The organism is Lentilactobacillus sp. (assembly GCF_040773105.1).
GTDB classification, from domain to species: Bacteria; Bacillota; Bacilli; order Lactobacillales; family Lactobacillaceae; genus Lentilactobacillus; species Lentilactobacillus parabuchneri.
Map to the genome: position 1 here is coordinate 1 of NZ_JAXGWW010000019.1, position 17,691 is coordinate 17,691.

Here is a 17,691-nt window from a genome sequence, read left to right on the forward strand (position 1 = left end):
ACGTTAAATACACGGAGCATGATACAACCACAATTTCAGAGACGCTGCCAATTGTGATTACGATTGCGATTATTGCAGTTGCCGGCATCACATTTATTGCGTTTGATCCATTGAAGTTTTTATTTAAATAAGCTCAAAGAGCATGACAACCGATGAGTTGGACATGCTTTTTTAATGCCGAAATAGTTGTCAATGTAACGTTCTGAAATAAATTTAGAAAAAGCAGATATAATACTTGCAAACGCTTCCAGATATGATATTATATAGTCAAGGAAGGGAAAGGAAGTTCGAAGTACCAGGGGTTTCCAACCTGCTTTGAATGTTCTCTGATCCTAGATTCATATGTTGTAATGTCACAGGATTATTTTCAAATGTTTCACGTGTAGAACGCATAGTTGTTTATTTTAAGTTTTAAGAGTTTGAGGTTCACGATTCATTTAGAAGCATGGAAGTTCGATAGATGTTTTATTTAGCCGATTGTTTCAACGATTCAAAGAGTTTCAAATTGTTACAGGTTAAAATAACAGAAGGTTAATTCAGGTGATTAAGTGTTTGAATATAATGTTATGAATCACAAATGTTCAGATATGAGTTCGATGATTCGCTATTGAAAACCTGATGGAGTAATTGAAAAGGGTTATGTACAGAGGTCACTTGTAGTGGATCTGAGAGATTCAATCGAATATCAAGTTGATGAAAGTTCCAATGATTCACAGTTTCAAGTACCACGTACCAAGATTTAATGTTCCAAGCAGTTGTTCCAAGTAGTATAGTTTCACGCAGCACCGAATGTTGGTCACACGGCAAATTTATCAATAAAGTAAAAACGTGAAAATGATTAAAGTTTGCGGCAGTTGGATCAACAAATAGTTAAATTGAGGCGATAAGACATTAAGTTATTAGTAAAGTGGGTATTAACCCCAAAGTTCCCTTCCGCATAGGATTTAGACTTGCAGTTTCAAAGCGAGTTTAAATCCTATTTTTTGTGTTTTTTTTTTTTTACCTAGTGGAACGTGTTCCGACGACCACAAACAAAGTGCAGTGTCTAGCCTACTCGGCGACGACCACAAACGAAGTGCAGTGTCTAGTCCTGTGGACGACGCGACTGATGCTAACTTGTAAGCTAACTTTGATTCAAACCCAAAGGCAGGGTTTAAACCAAAGTTACCTTAGAAACCGCATCACCCAGCCCTCGTCACACTCTTTCAAATTTCCTATTTACGTACCCGATCTGCTTTGATATAATGAAAGCGCAATCAGTATAGTAAACCGTATTACTTATTGTCATTTCTCGATTTTTATTTACAGGTGTTTCCTAAATGCGGTATTCTATTCACATAGATTATTTTTTTCTAAAGCTTTATTTAATCTGGAAAGGAAGTTTCTGATGGACTTTCGTCGGGTAATTGTAATTGACTTGGCTGGACTGGGAATCGGGGAAGCCAGTGACGCCAATCGGTTTAACTCCGTTGGCGCCGATATGCTTGGCCATATTGCCAGGTTTGCCGGCCCCAACTTTGTATTGCCGGCACTGAGCCGCCTCGGACTGGGGAATATTCGGTCCAACGATCCAGTCGTTGGCCTCCCACCAGCTGAGGACCCAATTGGCTATTATGGCAAAATTCGTCTTAAGAGTCAGAACAATGCAACACTGAGCGGACTGCGGGAAATGTTTGATTACCAGACCGATATCCGGACGACCAGTGTCATTGACTCGATTGTCGGACTTCTCGGCGTTAATTCGATTCTGATTACCAATTATCTGAGTTATCTGTCTAATCAAAACGTCGCTCAAGTCATCCCGGTTAACTCGGATGAAGCTGGATTTAATGAGCTTCACCAACAGGTTATTGCGCCAAACAACGGTCTGCTTTACTTTAGGCTGTTGGATTTGCAGCAAAAGGCTTTGGAAGCTGATGGGAAGGGATGCATCGATGTTTTAAACGTGGTTGATCAGCACCTTTCTCGTTTGATGCGGGAGTTGTACAGCACAGATTTGCTGATGATTACGTCAACCTTTGCCAACGATCCAACAGTAGACGTTGTCCCCACCCGCGAGTATTTACCACTGATTGCCTACATGCCTGCCAAGCCTGAGGGAAAGTCGCTTGGCATTCGCCGGACACTGGCCGATATCGGGGCAACCACTGCCCAAATATTTGGCGTCGAGCCATCGGACGAATCCGTTGGCCGCAGCTTCTTAGATGAATTAAGTTAATTCATCGTTTATTATTCTGGGTTTCAATTTTAAAACCAATCCATCATAGAGGGGGATAGCTGACAAGCTTTATTATTGTTTAGCAATTATTGTCATTCAAATTTAGAAAAGAGGATTTCAGAATATGCAATTATCATATTTGCTGGTTAATATCCTGGGTGTTGCCGTATACCTTGGAATTGCCTACTTGTTTTCAAATAATAAAAAAGGTATCAACTGGCGTTCCGTTGGGGTCGTTTTAGTCATTAACCTTGTGCTTGCATGGATTTTGACGAGTTTCGCCTGGGGCCGTGACGCCGTTAAGGCCGCTGCCGATGGATTCAACTGGTTGGTTCAAGTTGCCTATCAAGGAATTAATTTTGCCTTGCCAAACTGGGTAACGCCACAATTTGGTGGAACTGCCAAATCAATGAACTTTGTGACCAGTGCCTTACTGCCAATCTTAATGATTGTTCCATTGTTTGATACTCTTACATATATCGGAGTATTGCCATGGATTATCAAATGGGTCGGCCGCGCACTTTCATTTGTTACCGGCGCTCCAAAGTTCGAATCATTCTTTGCCGTTGAAATGATGTTCTTAGGTAACACTGAAGCACTTGCCGTTTCATCACTTCAATTAAAGCAAATGTCCGCAAAGCGTAACTTGACTTTGGCTTTGATGTCCATGTCTTGTGTCACTGCTTCAATCATCGGTGCTTATACGCAAATGGTTCCAGGTCAATTTGTTTTGACTGCCGTTCCATTGAACGTTTTAAACGCCTTGATTATTACCAGTATGTTGAACCCCGTTAAGGTAACGCCTGAAGAAGATACGGTTGCCAAAATGGGTGGTTCAGGTTCAAGCGAAGCCGCTGTTGAAGCCGGCGATGTTCAAGCAAATGGGAAACGCGAACCATACTTCTCATTTCTTGGCGACTCAATTCTTGGTGCCGGTCGTTTGATCTTAATCATTGCTGCCAACGTTATCGCCTTCGTTGCTTTGGCTGCTTTGATTGACAAGATTTTGGCATTATTCAACCCATGGCTGTCATTGGAACATATTCTAGGAATCATCATGTTCCCATTTGCATGGTTGATGGGTCTGGATGTTAGCCACGCATTCCAGTTCGCACAATTCATGGGTATGAAGTTGGTTACCAATGAATTCGTTGTTATGGGAAAGATCTCCGGAACGATCAACAACCTCAGCATCTTCCCAGCTCACTACCAAGCACAATTAACTGTCTTCATCACATCATTCGCCAACTTCTCAACCACCGGTATGATTATCGGTGCCTTCAAGGGCTTGGTTGACAAGGAAAAGAACGATTTGATCAGTAAAAACGTTGGAACCATGCTTCTCTCAGGTATCTTGGTATCCTTGATGTCTGCCGGAATTGTTGGTCTGTTCGTTTGGTAAACACGTAACAAGAAAGTTAGGTTTTGTTTTTGGACAAGCTACAAAGAGAAGAAGCCGTAGCCAATAAGCTGCGGCTTCGTGACGCTGTACGCGATAAAGCGATCGTTAAACGTGAAATCATCGCCGGAATTACTGGCTTTTTTGCGATTTCTTACATCATCATTGTGAATCCAATGATCTTAAAAGATGCCGGTATTCCCACTGATTTAAGTGTGTTTGCGACAATTATTTCTTCGTTTATCGGCTGTTTGATCATGGGCTTTTGGGCCAATGCACCGGTGATTCTGACGCCGGGGATGGGGGTCAACGCGTTTTTCACCTACACGGTGGTTGTCGCGATGGGCCTATCCTGGCAGGAAGCGCTGGGAATCTCAATTGTTTCCAGTGTGATCTATGTCATCATTGCTTTTACCAAGCTGAGCGACGTATTGGCAAAGGGAATCCCGGACACCTTAAAGGCGGGGATCACTGCTGGAATCGGTTTATTCCTGGTGGAAATTGGGCTTGAAAAGGCCCAGCTTATCCGTCAGGGGACAAATTCAATTCTGGCGTTGGGTGATTTGACCAAGCCAGCCACTTTATTGGCATTGTTTGGACTGTTACTGACACTGTTCTTATTCGTCAGAAATATTACCGGTGGCTTTTTTATCGGGATTCTGGTGACATCGATTGTTGGGATTGCTTTTGGTATCAAGGACCAAGTGGCACCGTCAGTTGGGATCGGAGATATTGGCAAGTATGCCAACATTGTTGCCAAAGGTGACCTCAGTAACGTGTTGAGCATTCCATTTATTCTCGCGGTTTTCTCCATGACAATGATTTTAGTCTTTGAATCCATGGGATTACTGGAAGGAATTATGCCAAATCCCCAAAAATTTCGAAAAGCATTTCAAGCCAGCTCTGTCACCAGCTTTTTATCGGGAATTCTTGGTACCAGCCCAACGGTGGCGGCTGCAGAAAGTGCCTCGGCCATTGAAAGTGGTGGCCGGACTGGGTTGACAGCGATTGTTGCCGGCTTGATGTTTGCCGTTTCACTGTTCTTCATTCCGCTGCTGGCCTTTGTGCCACAGGCAGCCATTGCCCCCGTCATTATCATTACCGGGGCATTGATGATGAATCAGTTAAGTCGGATTAATATGTATGATTTTTCTGATTGGTTCCCTGCGTTTTTGATCGTTGTCCTCATCCCATTTACCAGCAGTATTTCAACTGGTTTGGCATTTGGCTTCGTGGCGTACCCACTGTTAAAGATTGCGGCGGGGCGGCAACGGGAATTGACGATTGCAACTTATGTACTTGGATTTTTATTTTTGTGTGATTTGGTGCTCAGTGCCTTATTATAGAGATAGCAGGGGCGAACGTTGTGGTTCGCTTCTTGTTAAGAACTAATTGTAAGCGGTTGATATTTAAAATACTGTACGGAAAGGATTTTATGATGACCATTAAAATTATTATGGATACTGATCCAGGAATCGATGACGCTGCTGCTTTAACTATGGCGCTCAACGACCCTGAAATTGACGTGAAATTGATTACCAGTGTTGCTGGAAACGTAACGGTCGATAAGACAACCAAGAACGCCCAAAAGATTGTCCGATTCTTTAACAAGCAGGTGCCGGTTGCTGCTGGGGCAAAACAGCCGTTGATCAAGGAATTTGAAGATGCTGCCAGAATTCATGGTGAATCGGGGATGCCCGGCTATGATTTTCCTGAAGACCTGCCAAAGCCTTTGGACAAGACGGCTGTCGAAGCCTTGCACGACACGATCATGAATAGTGACGAAAAGATCACCTTGGTGCCAACGGGGTCATACACCAATATCGCTTTGCTGTTCAGTGAATACCCAGAAGTTAAGGACCACATCGAACGAATCGTTGCGATGGGCGGATCTCTTGGCAAAGGTAACATGACCTCTGCAGCTGAATTCAACGTGTTTACCGATCCGGATGCGGCTCGAATTATGTACAATTCAGGTATTCCGATCACCATGGTTGGGTTGGACATCACCATGAAGGCCTTGCTGACACCGGACTCACTCAGCAAGCTCGAACACATGAATGAGACGGGCAAGATGCTCCATGACATTATCATTCATGATGGTGATAACAGCTCTAATGGGATCGCTATGCATGATGTAAACACCATTTTCTACCTGCTTCACCCGGAAGCCATTACCACGAAGAAAATGTGGATTGACATCATTACAGACGGCCCAGCGATTGGCGAAACGGTCGGCGACATCCGCGGTGCTTATCACGACGGCAAGACCAATGCGAATGTCTGCGTGGACATAGACGCCGATGCATTTAACAAGTGGTTCTTGGATGAGGTTTCTAAGATTAATCTGTAAATTAAATTATTTCTAGAGTGGCAACCGGATATTTAATCTGGTTGCTTTTTTGTTGGGTGAGGGCCGAAATTAGGACTGTAATTCTCTCTTTATTTAGGATAACGACACAATTAATAAAACTTTAGGAAGTGAAATTCACATTATCGAAATTCCTAATAAATTTAGATACTTTCAGGGAATAATTGGCAATTATTCGTATATACTGTTTATAAAGAATATTCGTTGCCAAATTTGATAATGCTGTTAAGAGGTGATTTAACGTTCATGATGAAAGACGATTCTTTTAAAGATGATTTAAGACCACAACTATTTGGAAATAAAAGATTTAAGGGTGCCTATTTTCGTGGGGTTAAATATGCTGGCCAGCTTATCGCACCATTTGATACTAGTGAACAACAAGCGGAAATCAATCATCTTTTAGTTAAAACATACCAAGATCAGTTTGATTCTCAGATCGATCAAATTGCGCCAATTAAGCTTTCCTGGGGAATTGATGCGTTCGCACTGACGATTTTGTATCACAAGGAAATTCGTAATCGGATATTTCTGTTCCCAATCGAAACAGTTGCACCCACTTTGGATGACTTAATCTCATGGAATGCCAAGGCACAACAGATTTACGAAGAGGACGGCGTATATGGACAATACGGAATTAAGGATCGTGGCCATTTGGATTATGTTGCGTACACATTGGCCAACCCTTATCTTTACGGAGTGAATACGCATCCGTCGGTTATCGACAAAGCCGCATATTTATGGTCTAATATCGCTGAATTACAAGCGTTTTCGAATGGAAACAAACGAACGGCAATGATTGCCATGCTGGTTTTTCTTCATTCCAACGGATATGATTTTGTTTTCCATGAAGGCCTCAAACAAGAGCTAATCGATTTCTCTATAAAAATTGCGGTGAAGTCAGTTGACTTTCAAGAAATATCAAGTTATATTTTCAACAATGTCAGGTTAAACCTGTTTAACGAAGAATGGCATACAATTGAACAATTAAGAGACGACAAGTCACAAGAGTAGGAGAATGTTGTAATGCAAGAAACCCCAAAAGTGAAAACCACAATTATTAAAAATGTTCACAGTAATAAATTATCAGATGCAACAAAAGAGCAGATTCTCAAACATTCGGCGGATGAAATTTTTGATAACCAAGTTGTTCGTCAGGTAATGGCAGAACTAGCCAAAATGTAGTTCCTCAATAATAATCGTTAAAAGCAGCAGGACATTTTCTCACCCAATTAGTCGAGGAAGATGTCCTGCTTTTGGTGTGAGTGTAACTAGTCGTTTCATCCAACAAATACTGCTTTAGTCTGAAGAAATGTTTAGGGTGATTTCAGATTGAAAAAGCAGCCTTTTGATCAATTGCTGTCACGAGTATCCAGAGTGCCCTTAAACATGTTAAAATGAAAAATGTGTGTAGTGAATTAATGTCCGTGAATGCCTTGTCAGTCAAGCCATTTTAGGGTAAAGTATAATAAGACGTGAAACAGATTGTTTCACACATCAGGAGAAGTTAATCATGAACAACGATCAATTTAAAAACGCGCTTTTAGATCAAGGTATCGAAGTCTCGGATCAGCAGATGGATCAATTCGATGCCTATTTTAAGCTGTTAGTGGAAGTTAACGAGCATGTTAATTTAACCACGATAACAGAAAAGTCCGACGTGTATCTCAAACATTTCTATGATTCCATCACCCCGGCCTTTTTTGTTTCACAGATTAAAACTGAGCCGTTAACCGTTTGTGATGTCGGTGCGGGCGCCGGATTTCCGTCGTTGCCGCTAAAAATCTTATTTCCACAGCTCAAAGTCACGATCGTTGATTCCTTAAACAAACGGATTAATTTCTTGCAACAGCTTGTCGAAAGACTGCAATTAACCGATGTTTCTTTATTCCATGCGCGCGCTGAAGAATTTGGCGGCAAACGTTCCGAACACCGACAACAATACGATCTCGTAACCGCTCGGGCAGTCGCACGTTTGACTGTTTTGAGTGAACTGTGCCTGCCACTGGTCAAAGTCGGCGGCAAAATGGTCGCTTTAAAGGCAGCCAAAGCAGAAGATGAGTTAAAGGACGCCAAAAGTGCCATTCAACTACTAGGCGGACAAATTTCGGCCGATGATGAATTTGCACTGCCCATTTCTGAAGAGAAACGTCACATTATTGTGATTGATAAAGTCAAAGATACACCCAAAAAGTATCCGAGAAAGCCTGGAACACCAAGCAAAGAACCATTGGATCAAATCAAACGATAAGGGGGGATAACAGATGACATATGTAATCGCACTTGCCAATCAAAAGGGCGGTGTTGGCAAAACCACCACTGCCGTTAACCTGGGTGCAGGCATGGCCTCGTTGGGCAAGAAGATTCTCTTGGTCGATGCAGATGCACAAGGTAACGCAACCAGTGGCGTCGGCGTGTCCAAAGCGGACATTAAAAAAGATATTTACGATGTTTTGGTCAACGAAGAACCGATTGCCGAAACCATCGTGCACACTGCCCATGATGGGTTGGACATTGTGCCGGCAACGATTCAACTGTCTGGCGCCGAGATCGAATTAACACCACAAATGGCGCGTGAGACCCGATTAAAGGCGGCCCTGGATGTCGTCAAAGATCAATATGATTTTGTCTTGATTGATTGTCCACCTTCGCTTGGTTTGATTACCATCAATGCATTTACTGCCAGCAATTCAATCTTAATTCCGGTCCAAAGTGAGTACTATGCTTTGGAAGGGCTAAGCCAATTGTTAAATACCATTCAGTTGGTTAAGAAGCACTTCAATCCAAATTTGAAGATCGAAGGCGTGCTGTTAACGATGTTCGATGCCCGTACCAATTTGGGTGAACAGGTGAACACCGAAGTTCGTAAATTCTTCAAAGATGAGGTTTATGACACAATTATTCCGCGGAACGTCCGCTTATCGGAAGCACCAAGTTATGGTCTGCCAATCATGGATTATGACCCTAAGTCAAAGGGTGCCGAGAAGTATATGAATTTGGCGAAAGAGGTGCTGGCAAATCATGGCGAATAAGAAAAAATTAACCGGCCTTGGCAAGGGAATTGAAGCCTTGTTTCAGGACAATAACGTTGATACCAGTAAGGAAGACGTGGTTGACTTAAAGGTCAGCTCCGTCAAGCCCAACCCGTATCAACCCCGGCATCGATTTGACCAAAAAGCACTGGAAGATTTAGCACATTCAATTAAAAATTCCGGTGTCTTCCAGCCAATCATCGTTCGCCAGCCCGATCCAGAAGTACAGGCATTTGAACTGTTGACCGGTGAACGACGACTGCGGGCGTCAAAGATTGCCAAACAAGAAACCATCCCCGCCATCATTCGAAACGTAAACGAAGAACAGATGATGGAAATCGCTGTGATGGAAAATCTGCAGCGTGAGGATTTGACCACTCTTGAAGAGGCTGAAGCATATAACATGCTGATGAGCCGCTTGGATTTAACTCAGGCGCAAGTTGCCGCGAGATTGGGTAAGAGTCGGCCATATATTGCAAATTATTTGCGGATCCTCGGCTTGCCAACCGAAGTTAAAAAGATGTTGGAAGACAAACAGTTATCGATGGGTCAGGCCAGAACGCTGCTGTCCGTTAACAACAAGCAGGAATTAATCAAGCTGGCCCGTAAATCTGTCAAAGAATCGTTGACGGTGCGCCAGTTGGAAGAAGCGGCTGCCAAGATTAACGGGACCAAGTCGGCCAAAAAGAAGAAGGCCCCCCGCAAATCCCCATTTGTCAGGGCCTCTGAAGGCCAGCTTCAGGAGAAGTTCGGCACTCCGGTTTCGATCGTGAACTCTTCTCGCAAGAAGGGGAAGGGAAAGATTGAAATCGAGTATGCCTCAACCGATGATTTGAACCGAATCTTGGAAATGTTTGGGGTCGACTTGGATTAAGTTGCTGGCCCAAATAGAGTCAACCGCTGCACGTTGTCTGTATAGCTGTTATATACAGAAAGGAGTCTTAACATGTATGAATTAAACGACCTCGTTGAAATGAAAAAGCCCCATCCATGCGGTACCAATCGCTGGCAGATTATCCGGATGGGCGCCGACATTAAGATCCAATGCACCGGCTGCGGCCACATCGTGATGATGCCCCGCCGTGAATTTGACCACAAATTAAAAAAGATACTTGAAAAAGCTGAAAAATAAATCAGAAAGAAGCGTTGTTTGTTATGTCTTTAACTGCAGGAATCGTTGGCTTGCCAAACGTTGGTAAATCAACATTATTTAACGCCATTACCAAGGCCGGAGCTGAAATGGCCAACTATCCGTTCGCCACGATTGATCCAAATGTTGGGATGGTTGAAGTTCCCGATAAGCGGCTCGACCGGATTCAAGAATTAATCCCAGCCAAAAAGGTGGTTCCAACGACCTTTGAATTTACCGATATTGCCGGAATCGTGAAAGGTGCCAGCAAGGGTGAGGGACTTGGAAACAAGTTCTTGGAAAATATCCGTCAAGTTGACGCGATTGTCCACGTTGTCCGGGCATTCGACGACGACAACATCACCACGGTTTCAGGAAAAGTGGATCCACTTGACGATATCGAAACAATCAACCTGGAATTGGGGATTGCTGACCTTGATTCGGTTAATAAGCGTCTGGGCAAGGTTCAACGAGCAGCTAAGGGCAATGATAAGGAAGCCAAAGCGGAATTGGCCGTGCTTGAAAAGATTAAGCCGGTCTTGGAAGACGGCGGTTCGGTTCGCCAAATTGAATTTACTGATGATGAGCAAAAAATCGTTAAAGGTCTATTCTTATTGACCAGCAAGCCGGTTCTTTACGTGGCCAACATTGCCGAAGACGATATGGCTGATCCCGAGAATTCAAAGTACTTCCCAGAAATCAAGGCTTTTGCCGAAAAAGAGGGTGCCGAAGCGATTGCGGTTGCTGCCGGTCCTGAAGAAGAAATTGCCCAGTTGGATGATGATGAAAAAGCGGAGTTTCTTGATGCCGAAGGTGTTAAGGAGCCCGGTTTAAATCGGCTTATCCGCGCCTCATACAAGCTTTTGGGCCTGCAAACCTTCTTCACTGCAGGTGGTAAAGAAACACGTGCCTGGACCTTTAAAGAAGGAACTAAGGCACCACAAGCAGCTGGGATCATCCATTCAGACTTCGAACGTGGATTTATCCGTGCTGAAGTGATGGCATTTGATGACCTCGACCAATTAAAGACACCCGCTGCCGTTAAGGAAGCCGGTAAGCTGCGGCTTGAGGGAAAAGATTACGTCATGCAAGATGGCGATATTGTTGAGTTCAGATTTAACGTCTAATACGTTAATTTAAGAGGAGTGAAGCTAGTGAGTAGCAATGATGAAACGAAGCGCAACGCAAACGCCAAAGCGCGCGAAAAAAACGCTCAGGTGCATCAGGATCGGGATCATGCGGCCAAAATCGTCCATTCCCAATTTGATAACATTGGGCTAACCAAGCGAAATGCGGACTATATGTTTAAATTTAATCAGGCACTTGGGTCAACTAAGTTGTCGGCTGATAAAAAGAACGAGGCCGTTCAAACAATGGTCCAAGAGCTGCTGGAAGGGCAGAAGTCCGGCAAAACAGCGCGTAATATGTGGGGGACAGTTGATCAAAAAGTTGAAAATACCGTTCACCCACCTGCACGGCCGGCTGACCCTAAGCGGGACTACTGGAAGAATGCGGGCTATAACGCGATCTTATTTTTGACCATCTTCTTCTTGATGTATGGAATCATTTACTTCCTGCCAACCAAGGGTGGCGCACAGCCAATGATGGGCATAACTGGGATCTTTATTAGTGCTGCCGTCGCTGGACTGGGGATTCCGATTGTCACCATGATGTTTGCACCCAATATCCAACATCGCTACTCAATCTGGATTCGAATCATTCTGGTGATTTTATTCCTGGCAGTTTGGATGGGAATCTTTACAGTCTCATCAATTTTGCCACCAGTATTAAATCCGGTACTCAGCCCATACGTCTATATTGTTTTGGGCGTTCTTTCCGGAGTTGGCAGTTTTTACGTCAAGCGCCACTACAACATTACCGGTGGTGTCTTCTAAATTCACCTTAAGCATTGAATAATAAGGCCTTTCAAACGAAATGATGTTTGAAACGGCCTTATTTTTTTAATCGTTTCGCCTTAAAACACGAACATTAATCTGATAACTTGAAATAAATTTGAGAAAGGACGAAAAAATATGAAGCACGTCCCTTTATTTATTCAAAAAGTTCGTGTATAATCAATACAATTTCATAAACAGTTTGTCGAACAGCTTTTCAATTTTTTATGAGAGACGCATTAGAATCCATCAAGATGCGTTGATTATTGAAAATGAAAATGATAAGTTATTAGGCAATCAACATTTAAAAGGAGCGAGATAGATGGTTAGTTGGGATGAAAAATTCGGTAAAAAAGGGTTAACGTTTGATGATGTGCTGTTAATTCCTGCAGCAAGTGATGTATTACCAAATGATGTGGATTTATCGGTACAATTGGCAGATAACTTGAAGTTGAATGTTCCTTTTCTAAGTGCCGGAATGGACACTGTTACCGAATCGAAGATGGCAATTGCTTTGGCAAAGCTTGGTGGACTTGGTGTTGTTCACAAGAACCTCAGCATTGAAGCACAGGCTGCCGAGGTTGCCAAAGTGAAGGCAGTTAAGAAGACTGCAGATACACCGAAAGCAGCCGTTGACAAAAACGGGGCATTATTGGTTGCTGCCGCCGTTGGTGTTTCAACCGATACGTTTGATCGGGCTTCCGCATTACTTGAAGCCGGAACCGATGCAATCGTGATCGACACTGCTCATGGCCATTCAGCGGGTGTTCTTCGGAAAATTGCTCAAATTCGTGACCACTATCCAGATACAACTCTGATCGCTGGAAACGTTGCAACTGCTGCTGGAACAGAAGCCTTATTCCAAGCAGGTGTTGATGTTGTTAAAGTTGGAATTGGACCTGGCTCAATCTGTACGACCCGGGTTGTTGCCGGCGTTGGGGTTCCTCAAATTACAGCCGTTTATGACGCTGCCAGTGTTGCCCGTAAATGGGGCAAGGCAATTATCGCAGACGGTGGGATTCAGTACTCAGGCGATATCGTCAAGGCTTTGGCTGCTGGTGGAACTGCCGTTATGCTGGGGAGCGTCTTCTCCGGTACCGATGAAGCCCCTGGTGAGGTATTTGAAGATCACGGTAAGAAATACAAGTCATACCGTGGTATGGGTAGTGTTGCCGCAATGGAACAACAACATGGTTCAGCCGACCGTTACTTCCAGGGCGGTGTCAGTGAAGCCAACAAGTTGGTTCCTGAAGGTATTGAAGGTGAGACCGAATACAAAGGCAGCATTAACGACATCGTTTTCCAAATGGTCGGTGGCCTTCGTTCAGGAATGGGCTACACTGGATCAGCGACGGTTAAGGATCTCAACGACAGCGCGCAATTCGTTCAAATTACCAACGCCGGCTTGAGAGAATCCCATCCCCACGATGTTAACATCACTAAAGAAGCACCCAACTATAAACCAGAAGATTAATTGAGATATAAATGTGCAGGTTGATGACCATGAGGTGATCGACCTGTTTTTATTTTGAGAGTGCGACGAGACCCGGTTTGACCCCGGTGTGTAAGAGCAAAATCACAATGATGAACCGCTTTTGTTCGTCAATGTGATTTTGCTCTTACACATTAGGGGTCAGGGTCGTCGGAGCACGTTTTTACTAGATAAACTGACATCACCCAAGAAGCTAAATCACCCAAACCATACCCCAGCCCAGTACCATTTATTATCAAAGTAGTACCACTGCTCTGATAAATAAAGAAGGTCCCCAAAGTCACCCAGCCAAATAGTCGTCACGATAATACAAAAGTAATATAATATAGACGAAATTAGTCATTGAATGTCATTTTTCGGGAAGTGAGCCGATGTCTAAGTGGATGAAAAATTTAATGCTGGTCATCTTCGCACTTGTTTTCCTTGCAACTTGGGGGGATGTCCCGGCGTCTGCCAGTACGCCGATTACGCCGTATGGGTCGGCCCGATTTCAATCAAATATCGCGACCATTGACGTTTCAAAGGTACCGGCAAAGTATCGGTCGATTTGGCTAAGTGCGATTCAAGCCTGGAATCGGACCGGGGTGTTTACATTTCAACTTGCCAATGGCACCGACGCACAAGTAACTGCCAAGGTGACGTCAGCGATTGGCGGCAGTTATACCGGAATGACTTATTTGACCGTCGATAATCAAGGATATATTGCCAAGGCCGAGTGTGACATTAACAATCAGACCCTAAAAAGTTTTCACTATGCCAATTTTGAATGGGTGAACGTTGCTGAACATGAACTCGGACACGCAATTGGCTTGAATCATAACCCCGGAAGAGCGAGTGTGATGTATGCGGCGAACCGGTTTTACAGCATTCAAAAAGTTGATACGGTGGCTGTTCAGCGGTTATACGCTTCTTCACCGGACAGAATTTCAATTGGAAGTCGCCGAAAACGCATCTATGACCCGGTTCTTGATGTTAGAATTAAGCGTTCTTTTGATAAAAGCTTGGCCCTTGGTCCAACTGCCGGCCACGACACAGAACACCTTAAGGGCCCCACAACTTTAATTGAAATTGCGATTCAAACCAACCGGATTTTGGCCATGATGGCCGACTTAAGTGAATAAGCCTAAAGTTTATTCATAAATTGGTTCTGGACGTGATTTTCTGGCATAATTAGGAGTATCATAATTTGTGAGTGCAGTCGCAAAGCACCACAGTGGGAGGCAGATACGTTGGCGATACAAACGATTCTCGAACGGCCGTTTATTACAATTACAAATTTAATCTGGAGCTTTGACCATACCACCAACCGGGTGAATATTTTGTTGGTTAAGCGCGACAATCATCCATTCAACGGGTACTGGGCGCTTCCGGAAACTTTTATGCGTGCTCAGGAAAGCGCCGAAGAAGCCGCCTTACGACTCGTCCGTGAAAAGATTGGCATGGATCTGTCCGGCAGCCATACCGAGCAATTGGCAACCTTTACCAATCCCCAACGGACACCCGGAGATCGGGCGCTTTCTTTAGCTTACATGACGTTTCTTCCGGAAAAGCCCCAACTCAAAGCCGGTTATGGGGCCTCAGATGCCCGTTGGTTTACAATGGGGTACACGGACACCACTTATTCATTTGAAAATGATCAGCAGCTTTTTAATACCACTCAGACGCCCGTTCAACGCGCATACTATGCGAACGTCACAGAAAATCAATCCGATCCGGATAAGCACCTGGCGTTTGATCACGAATGGATTCTCAAAGTTGCTTGTGATCGAATCCGCAATAAGCTGGATTATCAGCCAAATGTTCTGCTTATTTTGGGATCAAAATTCACCCTAAAGGATGCCCGTCGGGTTTACTCCCCGTTTTTGAAAACGCCGGTAGACGATATTGACAATTCTAATTTCAAAAAGAGTCACCAGGACCTGTTTACCGACCTTGGCACCTCGGAAGTCAAAGGACCTGGCCGGCCAGCACGGCTCTATAAATTAGCACATTTAATCGCTTAATTTCTTGAAATTTTGACCAAGTGGTTGTAACGTAGAATAAAAGTTTGCGTTACTTTTATTTTTAATAAATAAAAGTTAAATAGACCTTAATTTTAGAAAGAGGACACTTTATTATGAATAATTTATCAATGTTAACGGACTTGTACGAATTTTCAATGGCAAATGGGTACCGCCAGACCATCAATGATGAACAGGGTGTTTTTGACATCTTCTTCAGAAAAGTGCCGGACAACGGCAGCTTTGTGATTACCGCGGGTTTGGAGCAGGCAATCAAGTCCCTGCAAAACTTTCACTTTGACCAAAGCGACGTTGATTATTTACGATCATTGAATTTGTTTCAGGATAATTTTTTGAATGATTTGTTGGATTTTAAATTCGATTGTCAAGTTTCTGCAATTCCGGAAGGGACACCTGTCTTTCCGCGGGAACCGCTTTTGACGATCCGAGGGCCGTTATTGCAGACTCAATTATTTGAAACCTTGCTGCTAAACATTTTGAACCACCAGTCGTTGATTGCCACTAAAGCGCGGCGGATTACTTACTCGGCTGGTGATCGGCCTGTAATGGAATTCGGTGCCAGACGGGCTCAGGGCCCAGATAGTGCCACATATGGCGCCCGGGCAGCCGTTATTGGTGGTTGCACGAGTACCTCAAATGTATTGGCAGCGGAAAAGTTTGGGATTCCGTCCGCTGGAACGATGGCCCACGCGTGGGTTGAATCATTTCCGGATGAATTGACCTCGTTTGAAAAATGGGCTCAAGTCTACCCGGACAACGCGGCATTGCTGGTTGATACTTACGATGTCTTAAAGTCCGGTGTCCCAAATGCCATCAAGGTATTCAAGGAACTCAAAGCAGCCGGTCATCAACCGGTTGGCATTCGAATCGACTCCGGAGATATTTCTCAACTTTCCAAAGCGGCCCGGAAGATGCTGGATGATGCCGGTCTACCTGAAGTGAAGATTACGGCTTCAAACGCTTTGGATGAGCACGTTGTCGCTTCACTGCTTCACGAAGGCGCACCACTGGATAACTTTGGAATTGGTGAAAAATTAATCACCAGTGCCTCATCACCTGTTTTGAGTGGCGTCTACAAACTGGCTGCGGTTATCAAGGACGGCCAGACAATTCCAAAGATCAAAGTCAGTGCCAGTCGTGAAAAGCTGACCCTGCCTGGGTTAAAGCAAGTTTATCGACTGTACTATCCAGGAACGCAAAACGCCTTTGCCGACGTGATTGCCTTGGCGGATGAGTCACTGGACCAACCAATTACGGTTGTGAAGGCCAACCCACTGGCAACGCAACGGGAACAGCGAATCGAAAGATTCGATGCCGTACCACTTCAAGTCCAGGCCTTGGATGGTCCAAAGCTTCAGACAACGTTGCCCGGGGTATTTGATATTCAAAAGTACAGTCAGCAGATGTTGGCACAAATCCCAGCAGCGACTAAGCGTTTGATCAATCCCGACGAGTTCCCGGTTTACGTCACAACTAAGCTGGCCGCACTTCAGGAAAGCTTGGTGGAGGATGCCGCTGAAAACGAATAATGGCTTTGTAAATTTAACTGGATCATTGATTGAAAATAAGTCAGCTTTGAGGGCATTTGACCTTCTAAAGCTGACTTATTTTCTTATAAATGGGCAAGCTACTGCAGACCCTCCCTGATAATTTGGGTTTATAATACCAATGTAAACGGTTACAGGGTGTATGCATAAAGGAGGGAGCATATATGTACTATTCAAACGGGAATTACGAAGCTTTTGCGAAGCCAAAGAAACCTGCTGGAGTGGACAATAAATCTGCTTATTTGATTGGCTCTGGATTGGCGTCCTTGGCAGCGGCCGTGTTTATGGTGCGGGATGCGCAAGTACCTGGGAAGAATATTCATGTATTGGAAGAACTGAGTCTGCCAGGTGGTAGTATGGATGGGATTTATGATACCAACCGTGGCTATATTGTCCGGGGTGGCCGGGAAATGGAATCGCATTTTGAGACTCTGTGGGATCTGTTTCGCTCGATCCCAAGCTTGGAAAATCCCGATATTTCTGTGCTCGACGAATTTTATTGGTTGAATAAAGATGATCCGAGCTTTTCTCATGCCCGCGCCATTGAAAAGCGTGGTCAACGGATTCCGACTGACGGCAAGTTCACGTTG

General features: G+C 44.2%; 17 protein-coding genes. All 17 read left to right on the plus strand.

Annotated elements, in window-relative coordinates; all coding sequences use genetic code 11:
* The first annotated feature begins 1,387 nt into the window (after positions 1 to 1,387).
* Positions 1,388 to 2,218 carry a phosphopentomutase gene (locus tag AB3112_RS01985; protein ID WP_084972897.1) on the plus strand — a complete coding sequence of 277 codons (831 nt, stop codon included), beginning with the start codon at positions 1,388 to 1,390 and terminating at the stop codon, positions 2,216 to 2,218.
* 124 nt (positions 2,219 to 2,342) lie between these two features.
* Complete coding sequence (locus AB3112_RS01990; protein ID WP_084972895.1) at positions 2,343 to 3,620, plus strand: NupC/NupG family nucleoside CNT transporter; 1,278 nt, start codon at positions 2,343 to 2,345, stop codon at positions 3,618 to 3,620.
* Between the two features lie 29 nt (positions 3,621 to 3,649).
* Positions 3,650 to 4,963 (plus strand): NCS2 family permease, encoded by a 1,314-nt coding sequence (locus AB3112_RS01995; RefSeq protein ID WP_367333889.1) that lies wholly within the window; start codon positions 3,650 to 3,652, stop codon positions 4,961 to 4,963.
* A gap of 92 nt (positions 4,964 to 5,055) precedes the next feature.
* Positions 5,056 to 5,970: a ribonucleoside hydrolase RihC gene (gene rihC / locus AB3112_RS02000; protein WP_084972931.1), complete on the plus strand. Its 915-nt coding sequence runs from the start codon at positions 5,056 to 5,058 to the stop codon at positions 5,968 to 5,970.
* A gap of 264 nt (positions 5,971 to 6,234) precedes the next feature.
* On the plus strand, positions 6,235 to 6,999 hold the full coding sequence (locus tag AB3112_RS02005) for a type II toxin-antitoxin system death-on-curing family toxin (RefSeq protein ID WP_084972892.1): 765 nt from the start codon (positions 6,235 to 6,237) through the stop codon (positions 6,997 to 6,999).
* A gap of 12 nt (positions 7,000 to 7,011) precedes the next feature.
* Positions 7,012 to 7,170 (plus strand): hypothetical protein, encoded by a 159-nt coding sequence (locus tag AB3112_RS02010; RefSeq protein ID WP_179136495.1) that lies wholly within the window; start codon positions 7,012 to 7,014, stop codon positions 7,168 to 7,170.
* Positions 7,171 to 7,498: 328 nt separating this feature from the next.
* Complete coding sequence (gene rsmG / locus AB3112_RS02015) at positions 7,499 to 8,236, plus strand: 16S rRNA (guanine(527)-N(7))-methyltransferase RsmG (protein ID WP_084998017.1); 738 nt, start codon at positions 7,499 to 7,501, stop codon at positions 8,234 to 8,236.
* A 13-nt stretch (positions 8,237 to 8,249) separates the two neighbouring features.
* Positions 8,250 to 9,017, plus strand: a complete 768-nt coding sequence (locus tag AB3112_RS02020; RefSeq protein ID WP_084972888.1) for a ParA family protein — start codon at positions 8,250 to 8,252, stop codon at positions 9,015 to 9,017.
* Positions 9,007 to 9,891 (plus strand): ParB/RepB/Spo0J family partition protein, encoded by an 885-nt coding sequence (locus AB3112_RS02025; protein ID WP_084972886.1) that lies wholly within the window; start codon positions 9,007 to 9,009, stop codon positions 9,889 to 9,891. The genes AB3112_RS02020 and AB3112_RS02025 overlap by 11 nt, the downstream gene beginning before the upstream one ends.
* A gap of 72 nt (positions 9,892 to 9,963) precedes the next feature.
* The gene (locus tag AB3112_RS02030) at positions 9,964 to 10,149 is read left to right on the plus strand and encodes a DUF951 domain-containing protein (protein WP_057909754.1); all 186 of its coding nucleotides are present in this window, start codon (positions 9,964 to 9,966) and stop codon (positions 10,147 to 10,149) included.
* 23 nt (positions 10,150 to 10,172) lie between these two features.
* The gene (gene ychF / locus AB3112_RS02035) at positions 10,173 to 11,273 is read left to right on the plus strand and encodes a redox-regulated ATPase YchF (protein WP_057909753.1); all 1,101 of its coding nucleotides are present in this window, start codon (positions 10,173 to 10,175) and stop codon (positions 11,271 to 11,273) included.
* Between the two features lie 27 nt (positions 11,274 to 11,300).
* Positions 11,301 to 12,041 (plus strand): DUF1129 family protein, encoded by a 741-nt coding sequence (locus AB3112_RS02040; protein ID WP_057909752.1) that lies wholly within the window; start codon positions 11,301 to 11,303, stop codon positions 12,039 to 12,041.
* Positions 12,042 to 12,363: 322 nt separating this feature from the next.
* Complete coding sequence (locus AB3112_RS02045; RefSeq protein WP_057909751.1) at positions 12,364 to 13,515, plus strand: IMP dehydrogenase; 1,152 nt, start codon at positions 12,364 to 12,366, stop codon at positions 13,513 to 13,515.
* Between the two features lie 389 nt (positions 13,516 to 13,904).
* On the plus strand, positions 13,905 to 14,654 hold the full coding sequence (locus AB3112_RS02050) for a matrixin family metalloprotease (RefSeq protein WP_367333890.1): 750 nt from the start codon (positions 13,905 to 13,907) through the stop codon (positions 14,652 to 14,654).
* A gap of 108 nt (positions 14,655 to 14,762) precedes the next feature.
* Positions 14,763 to 15,536 (plus strand): NUDIX domain-containing protein, encoded by a 774-nt coding sequence (locus tag AB3112_RS02055; protein WP_084972877.1) that lies wholly within the window; start codon positions 14,763 to 14,765, stop codon positions 15,534 to 15,536.
* A 113-nt stretch (positions 15,537 to 15,649) separates the two neighbouring features.
* Positions 15,650 to 17,083 carry a nicotinate phosphoribosyltransferase gene (locus AB3112_RS02060; RefSeq protein WP_084972875.1) on the plus strand — a complete coding sequence of 478 codons (1,434 nt, stop codon included), beginning with the start codon at positions 15,650 to 15,652 and terminating at the stop codon, positions 17,081 to 17,083.
* A gap of 182 nt (positions 17,084 to 17,265) precedes the next feature.
* On the plus strand, positions 17,266 to 17,691 hold a 426-nt coding region (locus AB3112_RS02065; RefSeq protein WP_367333891.1), incomplete at its 3' end, for an oleate hydratase.

Coding starts and splice junctions, on each gene's coding strand:
- AB3112_RS02005 (WP_084972892.1), top strand. CDS start 6,235: ATGATGAAAGACGATTCTTTTAAAGATGATTTAAGACCACAACTATTT.
- ychF (WP_057909753.1), top strand. CDS start 10,173: ATGTCTTTAACTGCAGGAATCGTTGGCTTGCCAAACGTTGGTAAATCA.
- rsmG (WP_084998017.1), top strand. CDS start 7,499: ATGAACAACGATCAATTTAAAAACGCGCTTTTAGATCAAGGTATCGAA.
- rihC (WP_084972931.1), top strand. CDS start 5,056: ATGACCATTAAAATTATTATGGATACTGATCCAGGAATCGATGACGCT.
- AB3112_RS01990 (WP_084972895.1), top strand. CDS start 2,343: ATGCAATTATCATATTTGCTGGTTAATATCCTGGGTGTTGCCGTATAC.
- AB3112_RS02060 (WP_084972875.1), top strand. CDS start 15,650: ATGAATAATTTATCAATGTTAACGGACTTGTACGAATTTTCAATGGCA.
- AB3112_RS02020 (WP_084972888.1), top strand. CDS start 8,250: ATGACATATGTAATCGCACTTGCCAATCAAAAGGGCGGTGTTGGCAAA.
- AB3112_RS02010 (WP_179136495.1), top strand. CDS start 7,012: ATGCAAGAAACCCCAAAAGTGAAAACCACAATTATTAAAAATGTTCAC.
- AB3112_RS01985 (WP_084972897.1), top strand. CDS start 1,388: ATGGACTTTCGTCGGGTAATTGTAATTGACTTGGCTGGACTGGGAATC.
- AB3112_RS02050 (WP_367333890.1), top strand. CDS start 13,905: ATGTCTAAGTGGATGAAAAATTTAATGCTGGTCATCTTCGCACTTGTT.
- AB3112_RS02045 (WP_057909751.1), top strand. CDS start 12,364: ATGGTTAGTTGGGATGAAAAATTCGGTAAAAAAGGGTTAACGTTTGAT.
- AB3112_RS02025 (WP_084972886.1), top strand. CDS start 9,007: ATGGCGAATAAGAAAAAATTAACCGGCCTTGGCAAGGGAATTGAAGCC.
- AB3112_RS02030 (WP_057909754.1), top strand. CDS start 9,964: ATGTATGAATTAAACGACCTCGTTGAAATGAAAAAGCCCCATCCATGC.